Source organism: Streptomyces sp. CB02058 (assembly GCF_001905505.1).
GTDB lineage: Bacteria > Actinomycetota > Actinomycetes > Streptomycetales > Streptomycetaceae > Streptomyces.
The window spans coordinates 1,286,354-1,307,748 of the sequence record NZ_LIPG01000001.1; the positions used below are offsets into that span (position 1 = coordinate 1,286,354).

15 protein-coding genes are annotated in these 21,395 nt (G+C 72.3%); 13 read left to right on the forward strand and 2 right to left on the reverse strand.

All coding sequences use genetic code 11. From position 1 onward, the window contains the following. The first annotated feature begins 20 nt into the window (after positions 1-20). The 12 genes from ligA (at position 21) to AMK10_RS06050 (ending at position 17,902) form a co-directional block, all read left to right on the forward strand. Entirely contained in the window at positions 21-2,216 is a 2,196-nt protein-coding gene (gene ligA / locus AMK10_RS06000; RefSeq protein ID WP_073745476.1) for an NAD-dependent DNA ligase LigA, read from the forward strand. 314 nt (positions 2,217-2,530) lie between these two features. Then, entirely contained in the window at positions 2,531-4,684 is a 2,154-nt protein-coding gene (locus AMK10_RS06005; RefSeq protein WP_073745478.1) for a putative bifunctional diguanylate cyclase/phosphodiesterase, read from the forward strand. A gap of 226 nt (positions 4,685-4,910) precedes the next feature. Next, positions 4,911-5,207, forward strand: a complete 297-nt coding sequence (gene gatC, locus AMK10_RS06010) for an Asp-tRNA(Asn)/Glu-tRNA(Gln) amidotransferase subunit GatC (protein WP_014153935.1) — start codon at positions 4,911-4,913, stop codon at positions 5,205-5,207. Between the two features lie 5 nt (positions 5,208-5,212). After that, entirely contained in the window at positions 5,213-6,715 is a 1,503-nt protein-coding gene (gatA, locus tag AMK10_RS06015; protein WP_073745480.1) for an Asp-tRNA(Asn)/Glu-tRNA(Gln) amidotransferase subunit GatA, read from the forward strand. Then, entirely contained in the window at positions 6,712-6,954 is a 243-nt protein-coding gene (locus AMK10_RS06020) for a hypothetical protein (RefSeq protein ID WP_073745482.1), read from the forward strand. The genes gatA and AMK10_RS06020 overlap by 4 nt, the downstream gene beginning before the upstream one ends. Before the next feature lie 14 nt (positions 6,955-6,968). Next, a complete protein-coding gene (gene gatB / locus AMK10_RS06025) occupies positions 6,969-8,477 on the forward strand; it encodes an Asp-tRNA(Asn)/Glu-tRNA(Gln) amidotransferase subunit GatB (RefSeq protein ID WP_073745484.1) in 1,509 nt (502 codons plus the stop codon). Positions 8,478-8,640: 163 nt separating this feature from the next. Beyond that, positions 8,641-10,752, forward strand: coding sequence for a phosphocholine-specific phospholipase C (locus AMK10_RS06030; protein WP_073745486.1), 2,112 nt, complete (start codon positions 8,641-8,643; stop codon positions 10,750-10,752). A 189-nt stretch (positions 10,753-10,941) separates the two neighbouring features. Continuing rightward, complete coding sequence (locus tag AMK10_RS06035; RefSeq protein WP_073745488.1) at positions 10,942-13,161, forward strand: MMPL family transporter; 2,220 nt, start codon at positions 10,942-10,944, stop codon at positions 13,159-13,161. Between the two features lie 48 nt (positions 13,162-13,209). Further along, positions 13,210-13,779 carry a GNAT family N-acetyltransferase gene (locus tag AMK10_RS06040; RefSeq protein WP_073745490.1) on the forward strand — a complete coding sequence of 190 codons (570 nt, stop codon included), beginning with the start codon at positions 13,210-13,212 and terminating at the stop codon, positions 13,777-13,779. Between the two features lie 35 nt (positions 13,780-13,814). Then, positions 13,815-14,468 carry a hypothetical protein gene (locus AMK10_RS06045; protein WP_382563698.1) on the forward strand — a complete coding sequence of 218 codons (654 nt, stop codon included), beginning with the start codon at positions 13,815-13,817 and terminating at the stop codon, positions 14,466-14,468. Between the two features lie 162 nt (positions 14,469-14,630). Beyond that, complete coding sequence (locus AMK10_RS37620) at positions 14,631-14,804, forward strand: hypothetical protein (protein WP_198959629.1); 174 nt, start codon at positions 14,631-14,633, stop codon at positions 14,802-14,804. Positions 14,805-14,854: 50 nt separating this feature from the next. Continuing rightward, positions 14,855-17,902 carry a helix-turn-helix transcriptional regulator gene (locus AMK10_RS06050; protein WP_198959649.1) on the forward strand — a complete coding sequence of 1,016 codons (3,048 nt, stop codon included), beginning with the start codon at positions 14,855-14,857 and terminating at the stop codon, positions 17,900-17,902. 107 nt (positions 17,903-18,009) lie between these two features. Here the strand turns inward: AMK10_RS06050 and AMK10_RS06055 are convergent, their stop codons facing one another. Together AMK10_RS06055 and AMK10_RS06060 are read right to left on the reverse strand one after the other, a co-directional pair. Then, positions 18,010-19,188: a PQQ-dependent sugar dehydrogenase gene (locus tag AMK10_RS06055; protein ID WP_073745496.1), complete on the reverse strand. Its 1,179-nt coding sequence runs from the start codon at positions 19,186-19,188 to the stop codon at positions 18,010-18,012. A 93-nt stretch (positions 19,189-19,281) separates the two neighbouring features. Then, the gene (locus tag AMK10_RS06060; protein WP_079180618.1) at positions 19,282-20,238 is read right to left on the reverse strand and encodes an aldo/keto reductase; all 957 of its coding nucleotides are present in this window, start codon (positions 20,236-20,238) and stop codon (positions 19,282-19,284) included. Between the two features lie 129 nt (positions 20,239-20,367). Here AMK10_RS06060 and AMK10_RS06065 point away from each other — a divergent pair, with 129 nt between their 5' ends. After that, the gene (locus AMK10_RS06065) at positions 20,368-21,318 is read left to right on the forward strand and encodes a 2-hydroxyacid dehydrogenase (protein ID WP_073745500.1); all 951 of its coding nucleotides are present in this window, start codon (positions 20,368-20,370) and stop codon (positions 21,316-21,318) included. Positions 21,319-21,395 lie beyond the last annotated feature (77 nt).

The following is a 21,395-nucleotide window of genomic DNA, read 5'->3' on the forward strand; positions in this document are numbered from 1 at the left end:
GGTAACGGGAGGAACGGACGATGGCCGGCGAACAGCAGCCGCAGCAGCTGACGGGTGTGCCGGCGGAGGTGCGGGAACAGCACGCACTCCTCGCCGAGCAGATCGAGGAGCACCGCTTCCGGTACTACGTGAAGGACCAGCCGGTCGTCGACGACGCCGCGTTCGACCGGCTGATGCGCGAGCTGGAGGGCATCGAGGAGGCGCACCCCGAGCTGCGCACCCCGGACTCGCCCACCCAGAAGGTCGCGGGCCCGTACACCACGGAGTTCACCTCCGTCGAGCACCGCGAGCGCCTGCTCTCGCTGGACAACGCCTTCGACGACGAGGAGCTCGGTGCCTGGGCGGACCGCGTCGCCAAGGACGTGGGCAGGGGCGGCTACCACTTCCTGTGCGAGCTCAAGGTGGACGGCCTCGCCGTCAACCTCACCTACGAGCACGGCCGGCTGACCCGCGCCGCGACCAGGGGCGATGGCCGCACGGGGGAGGACATCACCCCCAACGTCCGCACGATCGCCGAGATCCCGCACCGCCTGAAGGGCGACCGGATCCCCGCGCTCGTCGAGATCCGCGGCGAGGTCTTCTTCCCCATGGAGGCCTTCGAAGGACTCAACGCCCGGCTGGTCGAGGCCGGTGACAAGCCCTTCGCCAACCCGCGCAACGCGGCGGCCGGGTCACTGCGCCAGAAGGACCCCAAGGTCACCGCCACCCGCCCGCTCCACATGGTGGTGCACGGCATCGGAGCCCGCGAGGGCTTCGACATCGACCGGCTCTCCCAGGCGTACGACCTGCTCGGCGAGTGGGGTCTGCCGACCGCCCGGCACAACCGGGTGGTCGAAACCCTCGACGAGGTGCGGGAGTTCATCAGGTACTTCGGCGAGCACCGCGACTCCGTGGAGCACGAGATCGACGGCGTCGTCGTCAAGCTCGACGAGATCCCGCTCCAGGGCAGGCTGGGTTCCACCTCCCGCGCGCCCCGCTGGGCGATCGCCTGGAAGTACGCCCCGCAGGAGGTCAACACCAAGCTGGTCAACATCAGGGTGGGCGTCGGCCGCACCGGACGGGTCACGCCCTACGCACAGGTCGAGCCGGTCCACGTGGCGGGATCGGAGGTCGAGTTCGCCACCCTGCACAACCAGAACGTCGTCAAGGCCAAGGGCGTCCTCATCGGCGACACGGTGGTGCTCCGCAAGGCGGGCGACGTCATCCCGGAGATCCTCGGGCCCGTCGTCGACCTGCGGGACGGCGGCGAGCGGGAGTTCGTCATGCCCTCCGAGTGCCCCGAGTGCGGGACGCCGCTGCGCCCCATGAAGGAGGGCGACATCGACCTCCGCTGCCCCAACGCCCGCTCCTGCCCAGCCCAGTTGCGGGAGCGCGTGGCCTATCTGGCGGGCCGCAAGTGCCTCGACATCGACCACTTCGGCTATGTGGCCGCGGCGGCCCTGACCAAGCCGCTGGAGCCCGCCGAGCCGCCCCTGCTGGACGAGGGCGACCTCTTCGGGCTGACGGTCGACCAGCTGCTGCCGATCCGGGCGTACGTCCTGGACCCCGACAGCGGGCTTCCCCGGCGTGACCCGAAGACCGGCGAGGAGAAGATCGCCACGGTCTTCGCCAACCAGCAGGGCGAGCCGAAGAAGAACGCCCTCGGCATGCTGGAGGGCATCGCGGCGGCCAAGGAGGCGCCGCTCGCCCGCATCCTGACGGGACTCTCGATCCGCCACGTCGGCCCGGTGGCAGCCGTGGAGCTGGCCCGCCAGTTCCGCTCCGTCGACCGGATCGACGCGGCCTCCGAGGAGGAGCTCGCGGCGGCGGACGGGGTGGGACCCATCATCGCCGCGTCGGTCAAGCAGTGGTTCGCCGAGGACTGGCACCGCGAGATCCTGCGCAAGTGGCGCGAGGCCGGGGTCCGGATGGAGGACGAGGGCGCGGGCGAGGACGAGGGGCCGCGTCCGCTGGAGGGGCTGACCGTCGTCGTCACCGGCACGCTGACCGGCCACACCAGGGACGGCGCCAAGGACGCGCTCCAGAGCCGGGGCGCGAAGGTGACCGGGTCCGTCTCGAAGAAGACCTCCTTCGTCGTGGTCGGGGACAACCCGGGGTCGAAGTACGACAAGGCGATGCAGCTCAAGGTGCCCGTCCTGGACGAGGACGGATTCGCCGTGCTCCTCGAACAGGGCCCGGACGCCGCCCGGGAGGCCGCTGTTCCCGCCGAGGCCTGATCGAGGCGCGATCGAGACACCGGCGACGCGTGGCGCTGCGCGGGTGGGGAAGTAAGCGGACGAGGCGGGGCAACAGGGGGCCGCGGCCCCCGTCCGGCCCGCCCGCACCACCCGTTCGGCGCATACCAGACCGTCAGGGACGCGAGGTCCGCATTCGGGCAAGAGCTGCAGAGCGCTGCCCGCGCGGGCCCTCGGCGGCCTACTGTTGAACGAGCACCTGCCGTGCCCGGCCGCGTGGTGGGAATTGGGTCGTGGTGGCATGGGAGCGGGGGCCACCGTGTGACATCGGCACCGCCGGCTGTGAGAGGGACGGAATGAAACCGACCGAGAGCGCCGCAGTGGTGTCGCGGCTGCAGGGTTTCGTGGGCCTCACGTCAAAAGTGGGAGCCGTCGTCGTGGCGGTCGCCGCGGTGCAGCTCGCGACCGGGTTCTACCGAACGGTCCGTGACGGCCAGGCACCCTTCCCGGACGGCACGGCGGGCTGGTCGCTCGCCCTGCTCACGGGGATCATCGTGGGCCATCTGGTCGCCCTCGGGCGCGACCGCTGGTGGGGCGGCACCGGTTCCGGCGCAGCCCTCACCCTCGCCGTACTCCTGCTCTACGGCTGGGTGGCCGCCGGCCTCGTCAGCCTCGTCGTCGTGGTGCTCGTCGGCACGGCCCGGCGGCACCGCTGGTGGCAGGGGCTGCTGCACGGCGCGGTCGACATACTCGGCATAGGGGCCGCCGCGCTCGTCCTGGCGGCCTTCGGTGAAGTACCCACGGTCGAGACACCCTGGCGACCGCTCCACTGGGGCGTCGACGCCGTGCCCGAGGTGCTGCTCGCCGCCGGGGTGTACCTCCTCGTCACCCGTGTACTCCTCTGGTACGCCAGGGCCTCCCAGACCGGAGGGCTCCCGACGGTCGCGCGCACGGCGCTGCTGCGCCAGTGCCTCGTCGCGGTCGCCCTGCTCGGCATCGCCCCGCTGATCTGCGTGGTCGCCTCGGCGATGCCCGTCCTGCTGCCGCTCTTCGCCGTACCCCTGATCGCCCTGGACTCCACGCTCTGGATCGCCCGCGCGCGGGCCGAGGAGCAGCTGCGGGACCCGCTGACCGGTCTGCCCAACCGCCAGTGGCTCCTGGAGAGAACGTGGACGGCGCTGGAGGAGGCGGGGAGCACCGGCACCAGGTCCGCCCTGGTCCTCATCGACCTCGACCGCTTCCGCGCCGTCAACGACACCCTCGGCCATCTGGCGGGGGACCGCCTCCTGCTCCAGATAGCGGAGCGGCTCCGTCTGGCCCTGCCGCGCGGTGCGGAGGCCGCGCGGCTGGGCGGCGACGAGTTCGCCGTACTCCTGCCGACGGCGGACTCGACCACCAGCGCCCAGCGCGTCGCCCGCCATCTGGTCGCCGAGCTCTCCTCGCCCCTCGACCTCGACGGGCTCACCCTCGTCCTGGAGGCCAGCGCCGGGGTCGCCGTCCACCCCGACCACGCGCTCGACGCCGAAGGGCTGCTCAGGCGGGCCGACGTGGCGATGTACCAGGCCAAGCGCGACCGCACGGGCGTCGAGGTGTACGAGTCGAAGCGGGACAGCAACACCCCGGACCGGCTGGGCCTGCTGGGCGACCTGCGCCGCGCCCTGGACGCCCGGGAGGTCGAGCTCCACTACCAGCCGAAGGTCCGCTTCGACGGCCAGGTGGCCGGCCTCGAGGCGCTCGTGCGCTGGGTGCACCCCGAGCGCGGACGGGTCCCCCCGGACGAGTTCATCGCGATCGCGGAATCCTCCGGGCTGATGCCCCACCTCACCGAGTACGTGCTGGAGACCGCCCTCGCCCAGGTTGCCCGGTGGCGCGCGCAGGGGCTGTTCGTGCCCGTCGCCGTCAACGTCTCGCCGCGCGACGTCCACACCCCGGGCTTCGCGGGGAGCGTCGCCGCCCGGCTGGCCCGGCACGGCGTCCCGGCCGGGGCGCTCCAGCTGGAGATAACCGAGCACGTCCTCCTGGAGGACCCGCAGCGGGCCGCCGACACCCTGGCCGGGCTGACCGGGCACGGCGTGAAGATGTCCCTCGACGACTTCGGCACGGGCTACTCCTCACTGGTCCACCTGCGCAAGCTGCCGGTCAGCGAGCTCAAGATCGACCGTTCGTTCGTCGCGCGGCTGGCCGTCGACAACGAGGACGCGGAGATCGTCCGCTGCACCATCGACCTGGCCCACTCGCTCGGGCTGCTGGTGGTGGCCGAGGGCGTCGAGGACGACGAGACCTGGGAGCGGCTGCGGGACCTGCGCTGCGACGCGGTGCAGGGATGGCTCGTCGCCGCCGCGATGCCGCCGCAGGAGACGACGGCCTGGCTCCGGGCACGCGGCGAGCACGGCTGGCGCAGGCCGGCCGAGCTGGAGGCGGCGGCCAGGGCGGCCGTGGCGATGCAGCCCGAGGCGGAGCAGCAGCAGCGGCCGGCCGGGCGCGCGGTCTCCGGCCCCGCGACGGCCTGACCGGGGCCGTTCCGGCGGCCGGCGGGAGGCCGGGCGATGCCCGCGCGGGCGTCCCGCGACCGTTTTGTCCTCGATCGGCGGGCGGGCCCGGCGCGGCAGGACCGGGACCGTGAGGCCGCGGGTGAGGGAGCAGGCGGGACAGTGGGCCGCGACCCCATAGGATTGGGGGCCGGTGGCACACACCGACCCCCGGCCAAAACACACACCGAACCCTGAGGATCGCTGCATGCCTGGCATCACGCGCGAGGAGGTCGCCCACCTCGCCCGGCTGGCGCGTCTGGAGCTGAAGGGCGAAGAGCTCGAACACTTCGCCGGTCAGCTCGACGACATCATCGGCGCGGTCGCCCGCGTCTCCGAGGTCGCCGACCAAGACGTACCGCCGACCTCCCACCCGCTGCCGCTGACCAACGTCATGCGCGCGGACGAGGTCCGTCCGTCGCTCACCCCCGAGCAGGCGCTCTCCGGCGCCCCGGCCCAGGAGCAGCAGCGTTTCAAGGTGCCGCAGATCCTGGGGGAGGACTAACAGCCATGACGGACATCAGCACCATCATCAAGCTCACCGCGGCCGAGATCGCCGCGAGGATCGCCTCCGGCGAGCTGACGGCCGTCGAGGTCACCGAGGCCCACCTGGCCCGGATCGACGCCATCGACGAGAAGGTCCACGCCTTCCTGCACATCGACCGCGAGGGCGCGCTCGCGCAGGCCCGCGCCGTCGACGCCAAGCGCGAGGCGGGCGAGAAGCTCGGCCCGCTGGCCGGAGTCCCGCTCGCGCTCAAGGACATCTTCACCACGCAGGACATGCCGACCACCGTCGGCTCGAAGATCCTCGAGGGCTGGGTCCCGCCGTACGACGCGACCCTCACCAAGAAGCTCCGGGCCGCCGACGTCGTCATCCTCGGCAAGACCAACATGGACGAGTTCGCCATGGGGTCCTCCACCGAGAACAGCGCCTACGGCCCGACCGGCAACCCCTGGGACCTCACCCGCATCCCGGGCGGCTCCGGCGGCGGCTCCGCCGCGGCGCTGGCGTCCTTCGAGGCCCCGCTCGCCATCGGCACGGACACCGGCGGCTCCATCCGCCAGCCCGCCGCCGTCACCGGCACGGTCGGCGTCAAGCCCACCTACGGCGGCGTCTCCCGCTTCGGCATGGTCGCCTTCTCGTCCTCCCTCGACCAGGGCGGCCCCTGCGCCCGTACGGTCCTGGACGCGGCGCTGCTCCACGAGGCCATCGGCGGGCACGACCCGATGGACTCGACGTCGATCGACGCCCCCGTCCCGCCGGTCGTCGAGGCCGCGCGCAACGGCTCCGTACAGGGCATGCGCGTCGGTGTGGTCAAGCAGTTCGCGGGCGAGGGCTACCAGGCCGGCGTCGTCCAGCGGTTCAACGAGTCGGTCGAGCTGCTGAAGTCCCTCGGCGCCACCGTCGTCGAGCTGGACTGCCCCTCCTTCGACCTCGCCCTTTCGGCGTACTACCTGATCGCGCCGTCCGAGTGCTCCTCGAACCTCGCGCGGTTCGACGCCATGCGCTACGGCCTCCGGGTCGGCGACGACGGCACGCGCTCCGCCGAGGACGTCACCGCCCTCACCCGTGAGGCCGGCTTCGGCGACGAGGTCAAGCGCCGCGTCATCCTCGGTACGTACGCGCTCAGCTCCGGCTACTACGACGCGTACTACGGCTCGGCGCAGAAGGTCCGCACCCTCATCACGCGGGACTTCGAGAAGGCGTTCGAGCAGGTCGACGTCATCGTCTCGCCCACGACGCCCACCACCGCCTTCCCGATCGGCGAGCGCGCCGACGACCCGATGGCGATGTACCTCGCGGACCTGTGCACCATTCCGACCAACCTCGCCGGCAACTCCGCCATGTCGCTGCCCTGCGGCCTGGCGCCGGAGGACGGGCTGCCGGTCGGGCTGCAGATCATCGCCCCCGCCATGAAGGACGACCGGCTGTACAAGGTCGGAGCCGCCGTCGAGGCCGCCTTCGTGGAAAAGTGGGGACACCCGCTGCTCGAGGAGGCTCCGTCGCTATGAGTGCCATGGCTAAGAAGGCCAAGAACTTCAAGAAGTCCAAGACCGGCGCGTACGTGTCGATGGGCACCACCGCCTTCGGTGCGCTCAGCGTCTACAAGCAGGTGAAGATGGCCCGCTCGGACAACGACACACTGCGGCTGATCGACGCCGCCGTATCCGCCGCCGCGATCGTGACCGGACTCGCGATCCTCTACCGCGAGCTCAAGCGTCTCGGCGACGACGACGTCCTGCTGGGCTGAGAGGGAAAGTTTCAGTGACTGTCATCGACCTGGAGTCGTACGAGGACGCCCTCGCGACGTACGACCCCGTCATGGGCCTCGAGGTCCATGTGGAGCTCGGCACCAAGACAAAGATGTTCTGCGGGTGCTCCACGGAGCTCAAGCAGGACGCCAACTCGCAGACCTGCCCGGTCTGCCTCGGGCTGCCGGGCGCGCTTCCGGTCGTCAACGAGATCGGCGTCGAGTCCGCCATCAAGATCGGGCTCGCGCTGAACTGCGAGATCGCCGAGTGGTGCCGCTTCGCCCGGAAGAACTACTTCTATCCGGACATGCCGAAGAACTTCCAGACCTCCCAGTACGACGAGCCGATCGCCTACAACGGTTATCTGGACGTCCAGCTGGAGGACGGAGAGATCTTCCGCGTGCAGATCGAGCGCGCGCACATGGAGGAGGACACCGGCAAGTCGACGCACGTCGGCGGTGCCACCGGCCGCATCCACGGCGCCTCCCACTCGCTGCTCGACTACAACCGCGCGGGCATCCCTCTCATCGAGATCGTCACCAAGCCGATCGAGGGAGCGGGCGCACGCGCCCCCGAGGTCGCCAAGGCGTACGTCGCCGAGCTCCGCGAGCTGATCAAGGCGCTCGGCGTCTCGGAGGCCCGCATGGAGATGGGCCAGATGCGCTGCGACGTCAACCTGTCGCTGCGCCCCAACGGCACCGAGACCTTCGGCACGCGCTCCGAGACGAAGAACGTCAACTCGCTGCGCTCGGTCGAGCGCGCCGCCCGCTTCGAGATCCAGCGCCACGCCGCGGTGCTGAACTCCGGCGGGACGATCGTGCAGGAGACCCGGCACTTCCACGAGGAGGACGGCTCCACCACGGCCGGCCGCATCAAGGACAACGCCGAGGACTACCGCTACTTCCCCGAGCCGGACCTGGTGCCGGTCGCCCCTTCCCGCGACTGGGTCGAGGAGCTCCGCAAGGGGCTTCCCGAGCTGCCCCGGCTGCGCCGCAAGCGGCTGAAGGAGGAGTGGGGTGTCAGCGAGCACGACATGCAGTCCATCCTCAACGCGGGCGCGGTCGACCTGATCGTCGCCACGACGGACGCGGGCGCCCCGTCCGACCAGGCCCGCAAGTGGTGGATGGGCGAGCTCGCCCGTAACGCCAACGAGACCGGCCGCAGCCTGGACGAGCTGCCCGTCACCCCGGCGCAGGTCGCCCGGGTGGCCGAGCTCGTCGCGGCCGGAGACCTCAACGACAAGCTGGCCCGCCAGGTCCTCGAGGGTGTCCTCGCGGGCGAGGGCGACCCGGACGCCGTCGTCGAGAAGCGCGGCCTGAAGGTCGTCTCCGACGAGGGCGCGCTGGGCACGGCGGTCGACGAGGCCATCGCGGCCAACGCGGCGATCGCCGACAAGATCCGCGGCGGCAAGGTCGCCGCCGCGGGCGCGCTGGTCGGCGCGGTCATGAAGGCGACCCGGGGCCAGGCGGACGCGGCGCGCGTCCGTGAGCTGATCCTGGAGAAGCTCGGCGTCGAGGGCTGATCCCCGTACGCCAGAGGGGCGGTGCACCCGTGGTCGGGGTGCACCGCCCCTTCGCTTCACCCGGCGGCCGTCGTCACGTTCACCGTCAGGCCCCGTCGCGGCCTTCCCGGGGCCATCCGGGCTGACTAGTTTCCCGCCGTAGATACGGAACCGGGAGGCTCACTTGACCACGGACATGTCACGGCGGCGACTCTTCGCGCTCGGCGGCGGCGCACTCGGCGCCGCGGCGGCGGGATCGTTTCTTCCCCCGTCGCTCCAGGCGGCCATCGCCGCGGAGGCCACCGGCGGGAAGTCCGGTGGCGAGGGGCTGAAGGACATCCGGCACGTGGTGATCCTGATGCAGGAGAACCGCTCCTTCGACCACTACTTCGGGACGCTGCGCGGAGTCCGCGGCTTCGGGGACCGCAACGCGGTCGAACTCCCCTCCGGCACGTCCGTCTTCGAGCAGCCGGGCCCGTCGGGGACCACCGTGCTGCCGTTCGCCGTGCGCGGGGCGGCCGAGGCCCAGCAGAAGGACCTCCAGTACATCGGCGCTCTCGACCACTCCTGGAACGGGGGAGCCAAGGCCTGGGCCGGCGGCTGGATGAACGGCTGGATCACCGCGAAGTCGGCCGCGACCATGGCGTACTACGACCGCCGGGACATCCCGCTGCACTACGAGCTCGCCGACACCTTCACCGTCTGCGACGCCTACCACTCCTCGATCCACACCTCCACCAGCCCCAACCGCAACCACCTGTGGAGCGGCAGGACGGGCGACGAGCCGGACGGCCGGCGGGCCGTGGGCAACGACGCCTACGACGAGGGCTCCCATCCCGGATACGACTGGGGCACCTACGCGGAGCGGCTGGAGAAGGCCGGGCGGAGCTGGAAGACGTACACGGAGTGGGAGAACTTCACCGACAACCAGATCGAGTTCTTCACCACCTTCAAGGCGATCGCCCGCAAGGCGCTGGTGAGGACCGGCGGGCACACCTACATGGAGTCCTTCTACGCGGCGGTGCGCGAGACGGAGGACGCGGGCGGGCGCGAGCGGCTGCTCGGCCTGCTCGACGAGGGCGTGGCCACCCTGACGACGGCCGAGCGCAGCCTGTTCGAGCGGGGGCTGCGCAGGGTCGGGACGGGCACTCTGGCCGACGCGTTCGCCGCGGACGTGGCGGCGGGAACGCTGCCCGAGGTCTCCTACCTCGTCCCGTCGGCCGTGGACTCGGAGCACCCGAGCGTCTCCTCGCCGGTGCACAGCGCGACGGTCGTCTACAAGATCCTGGACGCGCTCGGCAGGCATCCCGACGTCTGGCGGCACACCGTCGTCCTCGTCAACTACGACGAGAACGACGGCTTCTTCGACCATGTGCCGCCGCCGGTCGCCCCCGCCGAGGTGACCGAGGAGCAGTGGGAGGGCAGGCCCACGGGGCTGGGCGTCCGCGTCCCCCTGCTGGTCGTCTCGCCGTGGAGCGTCGGCGGCCACGTCTGCTCCGAGGTCTTCGACCACACGTCCGTGATCCGCTTCCTGGAGCGCTGGACGGGCGTGGAGGAGCCCAACATAGGGGCCTGGCGGCGCCAGGTCACCGGCGACCTCACCTCCGCCTTCGACTTCACCCGCGCGCGGCGGCAGCCGGAGACGGAGGCGCCTGCCGCCATCCCGCCGTTCGGCGGACGCTGGCAGCCGAAGCCCCCGGACGTCCAGCACATGCCCGTCCAGGAGCCGGGCAGCCGCCCCGCCAGGCCCCTGCCGTACCAGCCCGACGCCCAGGCCAGGCGGGTCGAGGGGGAGCTGCGGGTGGCCCTCAGCAACACGGGCCGGTCCTCCGCGCACTTCGCGCTCTACCCGTACGCGAACGAGTTCCCCGCTCCGCAGCACCGGGACGTCAGGCGCACCGGGCAGTGGACGGTGCCGCTGACCGGTGAGGGCTACCGCTTCACGGTGACCGGCCCGAACGGCTTCCGCCGGGAGTTCGAGGGAGCGGCCGACGGCGCCGCCGAGCTCGCCTCCCGTATCGACGCCCACGAGCGCGACCTGCACCTCACGCTGCGCAACAACGGCAGGCGGACGCTGACCTACACCGTCCGGCCGCTCGGTTACGTCGACGAGGACGACCTGCGGGACTGGAGCCGCAGGGTGAAGGTCAAGCCGGGGCGCAGCCGCACGCTCGTGCACTCCGCGGCCGACGCCCACGGCTGGTACGACCTCCAGGTGACGGCCGACGGGGAGAGCTCCTTCCGGCGCCGGCTGATGGGACACATCGAGAACGGCAGGGCGAGCGTCACCGGCTGAGCCCACGACGTGGCCGGGGCGCCTCCAGGAGTTCGCGTACGCGAAGTCCGGACGTGTGACCCTGGCCACGAATGGCGCCGAGGACGGCGATCGGCTGTCAGAGTGATTGTTCTCAGGTCATGTGAGGTTTTCCATGAGTTGTCCCATCAACTCCTGACAAATCTCCACGAACCATCAGGAGCACCTCCGTTGGCCGCCATCGCACGCTGGTGTCTCACGCACCGCCTCGCCACCGTCCTCATCTGGCTGACCGCGCTCGGGGGCGTGGCCGCCGCCGCGGTGTCCGCGGGTTCCTCGTACTCCAACGACTACGAGGTCCCGGGCACCGAGTCGGGCCGCGCGGGGGAGCTCCTGCAGTCCGGGTTCGAGAACCTCGGGGGCGACACCGGCACCGTCGTCTGGCACACCCCGGACTCCACCGTCCGGGACGCCGGCGTCGAGCGCACGATGACCAGGACGCTCCACGAGATCGGGGCTCTGCCCGGCGTCGGTGACGTCTCCGGGCCCTACGGCGCGACCGGCCGGGCGCAGATCAGCGAGGACGGACGCACCGCCTACGCCACGGTCACCTTCGACCACCGCTCCGGCGAGATCCCGCCCGAGCAGACCGCGGCCGTCGTCGGCACCGCGAAGGCCGCCGAGACCGACGGACTGCGGATCGAGCTCGGCGGCACCGCCGTCGCGGGGACCGGGGCGCCGTCCCTCCATGTGGGCGAGGCCGTCGGGGTGGCCGTCGCCGCGCTCGTCCTCTTCCTCGCCTTCGGCTCGCTCGCCGCCAGCCTGCTGCCCATCGCCACCGCCCTCGTCTCCGTCGGCACGGCCTACGCGGGCACCGTGCTGCTCGGCCATGTCATGACCGTCGCCGACTTCGCGCCGATGCTGGGCATGCTCATCGGGCTCGGCGTCGGCATCGACTACGCCCTGTTCATCGTCACCCGGCACCGGCGGGGACTGAGACGCGGCATGTCCGTGCACGAGGCGGCGCAGAACGCCGTCGCGACGACCGGGCGCGCAGTCGTCTTCGCGGGAGCCACCGTCTGCGTCGCCCTGCTGGGCATGCTGATACTGCGGCTCGGCTTCCTCGACGGGGTCGCGATCGCCGCCTCGCTCACCGTCGTCCTCACCGTCCTCGCCTCGGTGACCCTGCTGCCCGCGCTGCTCTCCTTCATCGGCATGCGGGCGCTGGGCCGGCGCGAGCGCGTACGGCTCGCCGCGCACGGGCCGCTCCCCGAACGGCCCACCGGCTTCGCCGTCCGCTGGTCCGCCTTCGTCGAGCGGCACCCCAGGCTGCTCGGAGCGGTCGCCGTCGTCGTCATGGCGGTGCTCGCGATCCCCACCCTCGGGCTGCACCTGGGCACGTCGGACCAGGGCAACGACCCCGCCACCGCCACCACCCGGCAGGCGTACGACCTGCTGGCCGACGGGTTCGGCCCCGGAGTCAACGGCCCGCTGACGATCGCCGCCCGTCTCGACGGCGCCGACGACCGGCTCGCCCTGGACGGCCTTCCCGCCGTGCTGCGGGCCACCGACGGAGTCGCCTCGGTGAGTCCGGTGACCTACAACGCGGCGGGCGACACGGTGTTCGTCACCGTCGTCCCCGACTCCGCGCCCCAGTCGAAGAGGACCAGCGAACTCGTCGACCGGCTGCGCCACGACGTCCTGCCGCAGAGCGAGGAGACCTCCTCGCTCCAGGCCCATGTGGGCGGGGTGACGGCGAGCTACGACGACTTCGCCGGCATCATCGTCGGCAAGCTCCCGCTCTTCGTCGGGGTCGTGATCGCTCTCGGCTGTCTCCTGCTCCTGCTGGCGTTCCGCTCACTCGCCGTCCCGCTGAAGGCGGCCCTGATGAACGTGGCCGCGGTGGCCGCCTCCTTCGGCGTCGTCGTCGCCGTCTTCCAGTGGGGCTGGGGCAGCGAGCTCCTCGGGCTCGGCAGCGCGGGCCCCATCGAACCCTTCCTCCCGGTGATCATGGTCTCGGTGCTCTTCGGGCTCTCCATGGACTACCAGGTCTTCCTCGTCGGCCGGATGTACGAGGAGTGGCTGGAGACCGGGGACAACCGCCGGTCGGTGCGGGTCGGCCTCGCCGAGACCGGCAGGGTCATCAACTCGGCCGCGGTGATCATGATCTCGGTCTTCCTCGCCTTCGTGCTGAGCGGCGACCGCGTCATCGCGATGTTCGGCATCGCCCTCGCCGCGGCCGTCGCCCTCGACGCCTTCGTCCTGCGCACCCTGCTCGTGCCCGCCCTGATGCACCTGCTCGGAGGGGCGAACTGGTGGCTGCCCGCCCGCATCGACCGGCTGCTGCCGCGCATCAGCATCGAGCCGCCGGACAGCCCCGTACCGCATGCGAAAATCCCGGAGGAGCGCAGCGACGACCTCGACCGGCAGGGCGCGCAGCGCGTCCACTGACACGTCGCGGCACGTCGGCACAGGACGTCGCGCAGACCGAGGAGAGCCATGTTCACGGTGTCACTGGGGAACGACGGCGCGGAACTCCGCCCGCTGGAGCCCTGGCAGGCGGAGGAGTTCCTCGCCCACATGGACCGGGCGCGCGCCCTGGTCGACCCCTGGATCCCGTTCGCCGCCGCGGCCACGGACCTCACCTCCGCCCGTGCGCTGCTCCAGCGCTACGCCGACAAGCAGGCCGCCGACACCGGACGGATCTACGGGATCTGGTGGGAGGGCACGCTCGTCGGCGGCGTCCTGTTCCGGATATTCGAGGCCGAGGCCGGGAACTGCGAGATCGGCTGCTGGCTGGAGGCCGCCGGGGAGGGCCACGGCCTGGTGACCCGCGCCGCGCGGAAGCTGATCGACTGGGCCGTCGACACGCGCGGCATGCACCGGGTGGAGTGGGTCGCCTCCTCCGCAAACACCCGCAGCGTCGCGGTGGCCGAACGGCTCGGCATGACCCGTGAGGGCGTCCTGCGCGAGGCCTACGCCTACCGGGGCAAGCGCCACGACGAGGAGATCTGGGCCGTCCTCGCCCCGGAATGGCGCGCCGCGAAGGACCTGGACGCCCGGCGTTAAGGAGGTTCTCATACGGGACCCCTAGCGTGCGGCGCATGAACACCACCCCCTCGACCGCGACCACAGACGACACCGAGGAGAAGGAGACAGCGGGCGGGACCGCCGCCGTGCCGGACGTGACGAAGAAGGCCGCACCCGAGGAGGACGCCGTCCCGGACGGCGTCGCACCGGGCGTGACCGCGTCGGACGTGACCGAGATGGTCGTCGCCGCGACGGACGCGGCGGCGGAGGACGGCATCGAGACCGAGCTGGAGCCCGACCCCTACGCCGAGGCCGAGGCGGCTGCCGCCGCCGGGGCCGGCACGGGCGCCGCGGCCGTCGTGGCCGCCGGGCTCGGCATCGTCTCCCTCACCGGAGCGTGGACCGGCCGGGTCGCCGCCGAGCGCGAGACCCTGATCGGCCAGATCAAGACCTCGGGCGGCGGCAGCGCGGCCCAGCAGATCTCCGAGATCTACGGCGACGCCTGGCACAGCACGGCCCTGGTCAACGGGCTCTTCGCCCTCCTCGCCCTGATCGTCGGCGTCTTCGTCCTGGTCCGCCCAGCCTTCGGCGCCCCCTCCGAACGCCCGCAGGCCGGATGGGTCCGCTCCGTCGCCCGCGCGGGCGTCGCACTGGGCGTGCTCGGCGTGCTGATCTCCGTGGCGATGTACTTCGACCTCATCGTCTCCCTGCCCTCCGCGGCCGGCTGAGGACCCGGCGGCAGCCGCCTAAGGCATCCGTCACCCGGGCCTAAGGCCCCCCGCACGCGGAGATGCGGCAGTCGCCCGATGTGGCGGCACCCCCTGGCGGACGAGAGTGGGGGCACGGCAACGAGCCGTGCCCCACTCGCGTTCCGCACCAGGGAGAACACCATGTACGCGTACGAACTCCACCAGCTCAACGTCGCCGAGCTGATCCGCCGCGCCGACCAGCAGCGCACCGTCCGCCAGGCCGTGCTGGCCCGTCGTGCCGCCCGCCGGGCACGGCGCGAAGAAACCGGAGGGCGGGTGGGAGCGGAGCGGAGCGGCTTCGTCCATGCCGCGTAGCGATGGACGCCCGGCAGAAAACGAGGGCCGGGGTGTCGTACTCCTATGCGATGCTCAGCGGCGTGGAGACCAATACCGTCAGCCCTGTCTTCGTCGGCCGTGCCGGTGAGCTCGCCGCGCTCACCGATACGCTCACCCGCGCCCGCGCGGGTGAGCCGCAGGCGTTGCTCGTCGGCGGCGAGGCCGGGGTCGGCAAGACCCGGCTGGTCGAGGAGTTCCTCACGGCGGCCTGCCGCCGTGAGGCGGTGGTGGCCGTCGGCGGCTGTGTGGAGATCGGCGCCGACGGCCTGCCCTTCGCCCCGTTCGCCACCGCGCTGCGCGCCCTGCGCCGGGCACTGCCGGAGGAACTGGCCGAAGCCGTGGCCGGCCAGGAGGGCGAGCTGGCCAGGCTGCTGCCCGAACTGGGCGAGGCCGAGCGGGCATCGAACGACGAGCACGGCACCGCCCGCCTCTTCGAGCTCACCGCCCGGCTGCTGGAGCGCGTCTCCGCCACCCGTACGGTTGTCCTCGTCCTGGAGGACCTGCACTGGGCCGACGCCTCCACGCGCCATCTGCTCGCCTACCTCTTCCGCACCCTGCGCAGCGGCCGGCTCGTCGTGATCGCCACGTACCGCGCCGACGACGTCCACCGCCGCCACCCCCTGCGCCCGCTGCTGGCCGAGATGGACCGGCTCCGCACGGTCCGCCGCATCGAACTCGACCGGTTCAGCCGCGCCGAGGTCGGCCGGCAGCTCACCGGCATCCTCGCGGTGCTCCCCGACGCGGCTCTGGTCGACGACATCTTCGAACGCTCCGACGGCAACGCCTTCTTCGTCGAGGAACTCGCCGGCAGCGTGAAGTGCTGCGGGGACAGCTCCGGCCTCTCCGACTCGCTGCGCGACCTCCTGCTCGTACGCGTGGAGGCCCTGCCCGAGCACGCCCAGCGGATCGCCCGCGTCCTGGCCGAGGGCGGCTCCAGCGTCGAGCACCCGCTCCTCGCCGCCGTCGCCGGGCTCGCCGAGGACGAGCTCGACGGTGCGCTGCGGGCCGCCGTCGGCGCCAACCTGCTGCTGCCCGCGCCCGACAGCGAGGGATACCGCTTCCGGCACTCCCTGGTCCGCGAGGCCGTCAGCGACGACCTGCTGCCGGGCGAACGCACCCGCCTCAACCGCCGCTACGCCGAGGCGCTGGAGGCCGACCCAGCCCTCGTGCGCGCCGACGAACGCGCCGCCCGCCTCGCGAGCTACTGGTACGCCGCGCACGACCCGGTCAAGGCGCTGCCCGCCGTGCTCCAGGCGGCCGTCGAGGCCAGGCGCCGCTTCGCCTACTCCGAGCAGCTCCGGCTGCTGGAGCGGGCCATGGAGCTCTGGGACGACGTCCCGGACGAGGTGCGCGCCACCCTGCGTCCGCTCGACTACGCCGAGGTCTACCCGGCCTGCGGCTGCGAACCGCGCACCGACGCGCTGCACTACCTCGACCTGATGGCCGAGGCGGCGGTGGCCGCCCGCTTCGGCGGCGACCGCGAACGCGCCCTGACCCTCACCAAGAAGGCCCTGCGCATCCTGGACACGGGCACGGACCCGCTGCGCGCCGCGTGGTTCTGGGTGCAGCGCTCCTATCTGATGCAGAGCCTCTCCCGGGGCGACGGCTGGCAGGAACTGAGCACGGCCCAGGACCTGGTGCGCGGCATGAGCCCCTCCGCGGTGCACGCCGACGTGCTGGCGGCGGCCGCCAGCTGGGGCGCCCTGCACCGGCCCGGCCCCGAGACGCTGAAGGCAGCCGACCGGGCCGTGGAGTACGCCCGGCTGGTCGGCGAGGAGTCCATCGAACTGCACGCCCGGCTCACCCGCGGCTGGCTCACCATGGACGCGGGCGGTGTCGAGGACGGCCTCGCGGAGATGTACGCCGTCCGGGACCGGGCCGAGGAACTGCACCTGGTCGGCGTGATGAGCAGGGCGAGCATCAACCTCCCCTCCTCGCTCGAATCCACCGGCCGCTCCCTGGAGGCGGTCTCGGCCGCCGACCACGGCATCGAGATCTGCCACACCCACGGACTCCCGGACTCCGAGGCCTGGGTCCGGGCCAACCAGGCCCAGTCGTACTTCTCCCTCGGGCACTGGGAGGAGAGCCGCGCCGCCATCGACGTGGCCGCCCCGCTGGCCAGGTCCCGCAAGGCGCACGGGCTCGTCGCCTCCCGCCGCGCCGATCTCGCCCTGGCCCGCGGCGACTTCGACGAGGCACAGGAGCAACTGAACCTGAACCGACGCCACCTCGGCCTCCACGACCCGCAGCCGCAGCACCTGATCAGCCCGGTCCGGCACGCCGTCGCGCTCGCCGCCCAGCAGGGCAGACTGCCCGACGCACGGGCCGCGTTCGAGGCGCAGTCCGAGACCGGTCTGCCGCCGGGGACCCAGCGGTACTCCCTGCCGCTCCTGCACACCGTCGCGTCGGCCGAGGCCGACGCGCGCGGGCTGCCCGCCACCGATCCCGGCCGGCCCGCGATCCTGGAGCGCGTCCGCGCCCATCTGAGGCAACTGCCCATGCTGGTGCCCGTGTGGGCCGCCTACGGGCTGCTGGTCGAGGCGGAGCTCGCCCGTGCCGAGGGCGAGGACACCCCGGACCACTGGCGCCGCGCCGCAGAGGCGTTCGGCCCGCTCCAGCGACCCTACGAGCTGGCCCAGATCCGGGTCCGCTGGGCGGAGTCGATCCTCGCCGCCACCGGCGAGCGGACGCCCGCGGCGGGACTCCTGCGCGAGGCGCACGCGGTGGCGGCACGGCTCGGGGCGAGACCGCTCGCCGAGAGCATCGAACTGCTGGCAGGCCGGGCCCGCATCGCGCTCGCGGGGCCCGGCGACGAGGCCGCGGACGAGGAGGAGCCCTCCGCCGAACCGGGCCCCGCCGTGGACGTGATCGAGTCCTTCGGGCTGACCTCGCGCGAACAGGAGGTGCACCGGCTGGTGGCGGCGGGATACACCAACCGCCGGATAGCGGAGGAGCTCTACATCTCCCCGAAGACCGCGAGCGTGCACGTCTCCAACATCCTGGCCAAGCTGAGCGTCTCCAGCCGGGGCGAGGCGGCGGCCCTCGCGCACCGCTTCCGGCTGTACACCGTGGGCTGAGCCCCGGCCGGTCCGGAGGGCCGGGACCTCCGGGAGTACCGCGGCCTCCGGGACCTCCCCGCGCGCTCTGCGGGAGGCCCCGGAGGACCGGACCTCCCGCCGGACCGCTACCGCACCTTCAGGAGCAGGACGCGGTCGTCACCCGCCTTCGGGGCGCCTCGGCCGTCCGTGTTGCTCGTGACCAGCCAGAGCAGGTCGCCACCCGCCGCGAGCACCGTGCGCAGCCGGCCGTACTTCCCCTCCAGGAACGCCTGGGGGGCGGCCAGCGGCTCACCGTCCGCCTTGTCCGACAGGGGAATCCGCCAGAGCCGCTCGCCCCGCAGCCCCGCCATCCAGATCGACCCCCCGGCGTACGCGATGCCGCTCGGCGAGGCATCGGAGGTCTTCCACTGGGCCACCGGGTCGACGAACCCTTCCTTGCCCTCCTCGCCCTCGACGTCCGGCCAGCCGTAGTTCTTGCCGGGCTCGATCAGATTCAGCTCGTCCCAGGTGTTCTGGCCGAACTCCGATGCCCAGAGCCGCTTCTCGCCGTCCCAGGCCAGGCCCTGCACATTGCGGTGCCCGTAGGTGTAGACCAGGGAGTCGCCCTCGGGATTGCCGTGCACCGGCTCACCGTCGGGCGTCATCCGCAGGATCTTGCCCGCGACCGAGGACTTGTCCTGGGCCAGGCCCGTGTCACCCGTCTCGCCCGTGCCGACGTACAGCATGCGGTCGGGACCGAAGGCGATCCGCCCGCCGTTGTGGATGGAGCCCTTCGGGATGCCCCGCAGAACGGTGTCCGGCGCTCCCAGCTGCTGCCCGGCGGGCTTCTTCTCGTCGTACAGGAGGCGGGCGACGCGGTTGTCCGACTCGGTGGTGAAGTACGCGTAGACGAGATGGTCCGCGCCGTACGTCGGAGCGACGGCGAGGCCGAGGAGACCGCCCTCGCCGTCGGGCGCGACCCCGGGCACCGAGCCGAGGAGCGTCTTCTTGCCGCTCTCCCCGTCGATCCGGGTGATCGTCGCCTCGTCGCGCGAGGAGACCAGCAGATCGCCCCCGGGCAGTGCCGCGAGGCCCCAGGGCGAGGCGAGGCCGTCCGCGAGCGTCTTCACCACCTCGACCGACCCCTTGGCCGGAGCCAGGTCCGCCGACGGGCTCGCGGAGGCCGCCGGCGCCGATGTGGCGCCCGCCGAGGGCGACGAGGAGCCGTCGGCCGCCGGGTCGCCGCCGGACGAGCAGGCGGACAGCAGGAGGGAGGCCGAGGCGAGCAGGGCCACCGCCCCCTTGCGCAGCACGGGTGTTGGCACAGCACCGATCCTTTCGACAGTCGCACGACTACTGTTCCTACCCCGCCGCTCCCCGTGAGGTTCCCGGTCCCCGCCCATTCTCCCGCCGCGGAGTCAGTCCCACGACTCCCGGGCGCGAGGCAGCCCGGCGATCTCGGCGAGGTCCCGGTCCGTGAGCACCAGCTCCGCGGCTCCCGCGTTCTCCACGGCCCACCGCTCCCTCTTCGCGCCGGGCACCGGCACCACATGGCGGCCCTGCCGCAGGACCCAGGCCAGGGCAACCTGCGCCGGAGTGGCACCGTGCCGCTCCGCGATCCTCCGCAGCCCCACCACCACCGGCTGGTTGGCCGCCATCATCTCCGCGGTGAAGCGGGGATGCCTGGCCCGGGGATCGTCCGGCTCGAAACCCTGGCCCGGCTTGAGCGTCCCCGTGAGGTAGCCGTTGCCCAGCGGCATCGCCGCCAGCACGCCCACACCCCGGGCCGCGCACCACGGCAGCAGGTCGTCCAGCGCCTGGGGGGACCAGACGGAGAGCTCCGCCTGGACCGCGCTCACGGGGAAGACCTGCTGGACCCGCTCCAGCTGCCGAATGGTTCCGTCGTGCATCCGCGCCCCCGGCCCCCGCCCGGCACGCGCGCCCACCGCGCACAGCCCGAGCGCCCGCACCTTGCCCGCGGACACCAGGTCGGCCATCGCGCCCCAGGTCTCCTCGACCGGGACCTCGGGATCGGCCCTGTGCAGCTGGTACAGATCGATCACGTCGGTCTGGAGCCGCCGCAGCGAGGCGTCGCAGGCCCGCCGCACATAGCCGGGGCGCCCGTTGGCCACGATGTGCTGATCACCCACCAGCAGGCCGCACTTGGTGGAGAGGAACGCCTCGGAGCGGCGGCCCCTGAGCGCCCTCCCGACGAGCAGTTCATTGGTGAAGGGTCCGTACATGTCGGCCGTGTCGAGCAGTTGGACGCCCGCGTCCAGCGCCGCGTGCACCGTGCGCACCGAACGGTCACCGCGCTGCTGCGACGTGCTGTAGGCCCAGCTCATCGGCATACAGCCCAGCCCGACCGCACCCACGGCCAGCGCCGCCGCACCGATAGTCCTGCGCTCCAACTCCCCGAACCCTCCCTCGGCCCATGATCACGGGCCCACCAGCACCCCAAACTAACCTCTGCCGCTCCCGGGCCTTCGCATAGCCTCCTGACCATGACTTCCGCATCTGCCAACGACGTATGGCTGCCGTTCGCGGCCGAGGACATCGACGGACTCCCCGAGGGTCTCAACTACCGTTTCTGGGACGGCGGCCGGGAGTACCCGGCGGACCCGTCCGACTGCGCTTTCTATGTCGTTCCATACATGAAGGGCTCCGAGGTCGCGGTCCGCCCGCTCGACGGGATGGGCGCGGTCCAGGTCGTCCAGACCCTCTCCGCGGGCATCGACCACGTGCAACCCGGCCTCGGGCAGCTGCCCGCGGGGGTGCGGCTGTGCAATGCCAAGGGGGTCCACGAGGCGTCGACCGCGGAGCTCGCGCTCGCGCTGGTGCTGGCCTCGCTCCGCGGGATTCCCGGCTTCGTGCACGGCCAGGACAAGGAGGAGTGGCGGTCCGGCTTCTATCCCGCCCTCGCCGACAAGTCCGTCCTCATCGTGGGCTACGGGTCGATCGGCGCGGCCATCGAGGACCGGCTCGCGCCCTTCGAGTGCGCGCGGGTGGTGCGCGTCGCACGCTCCGCACGGACAACCGGGCGCGGCCCCGTACACGCGATCGACGAACTGCCCGCGCTGCTGCCCGATGCCGACGTCGTCATCCTGTCCACCCCGCTGAACCCCTCCGCACAGGGGCTGGTCGGCCGCGACTTCCTCGCCGCGATGCCGGACGGGGCGCTGCTCGTGAACGTCGCGAGGGGGGCCGTGGTCGACACCGAGGCCCTGCTGTCCGAACTCGAGTCCGGGCGGCTGCGTGCCGCGCTCGACGTGACCGACCCAGAACCCCTGCCCGCGGGCCACCCGCTCTGGCATGCTCCCCACACGCTGATCAGTCCCCATGTGGGCGGCAGCACCTCCGCGTTCCTGCCCCGCGCCAAGCGGCTGCTCGCCGGACAGCTCACCCGGTTCGCCGCCGGAGAGCCGGTCGCCAACGTCGTACTCACCACCGGCTGACCACGCTGCGAACCGGCCCGGACGCACGCGGTACCGGCAACTCCCCAGGTCGTCACGGAGAGTAGAGAAGCTATGTC

Coding starts and splice junctions, on each gene's coding strand:
- AMK10_RS06005 (WP_073745478.1), top strand. CDS start 2,531: ATGAAACCGACCGAGAGCGCCGCAGTGGTGTCGCGGCTGCAGGGTTTC.
- AMK10_RS06045 (WP_382563698.1), top strand. CDS start 13,815: ATGAACACCACCCCCTCGACCGCGACCACAGACGACACCGAGGAGAAG.
- AMK10_RS06065 (WP_073745500.1), top strand. CDS start 20,368: ATGACTTCCGCATCTGCCAACGACGTATGGCTGCCGTTCGCGGCCGAG.
- ligA (WP_073745476.1), top strand. CDS start 21: ATGGCCGGCGAACAGCAGCCGCAGCAGCTGACGGGTGTGCCGGCGGAG.
- AMK10_RS06050 (WP_198959649.1), top strand. CDS start 14,855: ATGCTCAGCGGCGTGGAGACCAATACCGTCAGCCCTGTCTTCGTCGGC.
- AMK10_RS06040 (WP_073745490.1), top strand. CDS start 13,210: ATGTTCACGGTGTCACTGGGGAACGACGGCGCGGAACTCCGCCCGCTG.
- AMK10_RS06020 (WP_073745482.1), top strand. CDS start 6,712: ATGAGTGCCATGGCTAAGAAGGCCAAGAACTTCAAGAAGTCCAAGACC.
- gatA (WP_073745480.1), top strand. CDS start 5,213: ATGACGGACATCAGCACCATCATCAAGCTCACCGCGGCCGAGATCGCC.
- gatC (WP_014153935.1), top strand. CDS start 4,911: ATGCCTGGCATCACGCGCGAGGAGGTCGCCCACCTCGCCCGGCTGGCG.
- AMK10_RS37620 (WP_198959629.1), top strand. CDS start 14,631: ATGTACGCGTACGAACTCCACCAGCTCAACGTCGCCGAGCTGATCCGC.